Source organism: Corallococcus sp. 4LFB (genome assembly GCF_046520365.1).
Taxonomy (GTDB): domain Bacteria; phylum Myxococcota; class Myxococcia; order Myxococcales; family Myxococcaceae; genus Corallococcus; species Corallococcus caeni.
Map to the genome: position 1 here is coordinate 1 of NZ_JBKGHJ010000815.1, position 2,380 is coordinate 2,380.

Annotated in this window: 1 protein-coding gene and 1 pseudogene; both read left to right on the forward strand. The window is 76.1% G+C overall.

The window, feature by feature from the left end; genetic code table 11:
* Positions 1–119: 119 nt before the first annotated feature.
* Positions 120–1,421 (forward strand): annotated as a pseudogene (locus ACLEQD_RS41465) (acyltransferase domain-containing protein); the annotation flags it as partial.
* Positions 1,422–1,605: 184 nt separating this feature from the next.
* A partial coding sequence (locus ACLEQD_RS41470; protein ID WP_410391426.1) for a phosphopantetheine-binding protein occupies positions 1,606–2,380 on the forward strand: 775 nt, incomplete at its 3' end.

Consider the following 2,380-nt stretch of genomic DNA (forward strand, 5'->3'; position numbering starts at 1 on the left):
CCCAGGCGCTGGACGCGTACGCCCGGGGCGAGCCCCATGAGCGGCTGGTGACCCCGGCGCTCGCGAAGGCGCCCTCGGTGGTGTTCGTCTTCCCGGGGCAGGGCTCGCAGTGGCACGGCATGGCCCGGCAGCTTTTGCGCGAGGAGCCGGCCTTCCGCGCGGAGCTGGGGCGGTGCGACGCCGCCATCCACGCGCTCACCGGCTGGTCCGTGCTGGAGGAGCTGGAGGCGTCCGAGTCCGCGTCCCGGATGGCCCGGGTGGACGTGGTGCAGCCGGTGCTCTTCGCCGTGGAGGCGGCGCTGGCCGCGCTCTGGCGCTCCTGGGGCGTGCAGCCGAAGGCGGTCATCGGCCACAGCATGGGCGAGGTCGCCGCGGCGTATGTCGCGGGCGCGCTGGGCCTGGAGGACGCCGCGCGCATCATCTGCCGCCGCAGCCAGCTGCTGCGCCGGGTGAGCGGGCAGGGCGCCATGCTCGCCGCGGAGCTCACGCTGGACGAGGCCCGGGAGGTCCTGCGCGGCCACGAGGCGCACGTCGCCGTGGCGGTGAGCAACAGCTCCCGCTCCACCGTGCTGTCGGGCCAGCCGCAGGCGCTGGAGGTCATCTCCCAGGCGCTCCAGGCCCGCGGCGTCTTCTGGCGCTGGGTCAAGGTGGACGTCGCCTCCCACAGCCCGCAGATGGACGCGCTGAAGGGTGAGCTGCTGGAGGTGCTGGCGGAGGTCCAGCCCTCGCCGTCGGCGGTGCCCATCCACTCCACGGTCCTGGACGCGGTGACGGACGGCCGCGACTTCGACGCGGGCTACTGGGTGCGCAACCTGCGCGACCCCGTCCTCTTCGCCTCGGCGGTCCGGCGCGCGCGCGAGGCGGGGCATGACGTCTTCATCGAGATGAGCCCGCATCCCATCCTGCTGCCCGCCGTGGAGCAGGAACTGGCGGACGTGGGCCAGCCGGGCGAGGTGCTGCCGTCGCTGCGGCGCAACGAGTCCGAGCGCGAGACGCTGCTGCGCTCCGTGGCGGCGCTCTACACGCGGGGGCTGGAGCCTGGCTGGAGCGCCCTCACCCGCGCGGGGCGCCCCGGGGTGCCCCTGCCCACCTACCCGTGGCAGCGCGAGCGCTTCTGGCTGGAGCCGGCGTCCGGGGTCCGTGCGCCCGCCGCCGCCAGCCGTCCGAGCGGCGAGGGGCTCCTGGGCAGCCACTTCCCGTCCGCCATGGAGCCGCGGCTGCACCACTGGCAGGCCGAGTGGAGCGCGGACGTGTCCGGCTTCCTCTCCGACCACCGCGTGGCCGGCGACGCCGTGGTCCCCGGCGCCGTCTTCCTGTCCATGGCCCTGCGCGCCGCGAAGGAGGCGCTGGGGACCGCGCCCGTGGCGCTGCGGGACATCGCCTTCCCGCAGCCGCTGGTGCTGGGCTCCGGGCCCGCGCCGCGCGTGCAGACCGTGCTCTCCGTGCGCGACGCGCAGCGCGAGCTCCAGGTGTTCTCCCAGGGCGAGGGCCGCACGTGGGTGCCCCACGCGCGGGTCCTGGTGGACACGGGGCCGGCGGCGGCGGTGGGCCGGGAGCGGCGCAGGAGGCGCTGGCGCTCCGGACTCGCTGCGCGGCTCCGCGGCGATGCTCCTGGACTCCGTGCGGTACTACGAGCTGCTGGCGGGCTGCGGGCTGGAGTACCGCGCCGCCTTCCGTGGCGTGGACTGCGTCTGGTCCCGCGAGGCGCAGGCGCTGGGGCGCGCCCTGGCGCCCGCGGCGTCCGTGGACCCGGAGCTGGCCCAGGTGGCCTGCATCGACTCCGCGCTCCAGCTCTCCATCGCCACGCTGCCGCCCAGCCTCGTGTTCCGGGGACGGCAGCTCATCAGCGTGGGGGTGGACGGGTTCGCGCTCCACCGCCTCCCGGAGGGGGCCTTCCACGTCCACGCGCGGCGCCGTCCCGTCGGTGAGGGCCCGGTGTTCCTGGTGGACGTGGTGGCGTTCACCGACGCGGGCGAGCCCCTGTTCCACGTCGACGGGCTGAAGGTCCGCGTGCTCGACGTGGCGCGCCCCGCCGTCCCCCGGAGCGACGAGGCCCGCCCGGCCGCGCTCGCGGCCCGGACGTTGTTCGACGAGCTGGGCGCGCTGGAGCCCTCGCGGCGGCGGTCCCGCGCCGAGGACGAGCTGCGGCAGGTGGTGGCCACGGTGCTCAAGCTGGCCCCGGCGCGGGTCCCCATGGACCAGCCGCTGCGCACGCTGGGCATGGACTCCGTCATGTCGCTGGAGCTGCGCAACCGCATCGAGGCGCGCACCGGCATCCGGCTGTCCGCCACCGCGCTCTGGAACCACCCCACGGTGGAGGCGCTGACGGGGTTCGTCCTGAGCCAGGCCCCGTCCACGCCCGCGCTCCCGGCCCGCACCG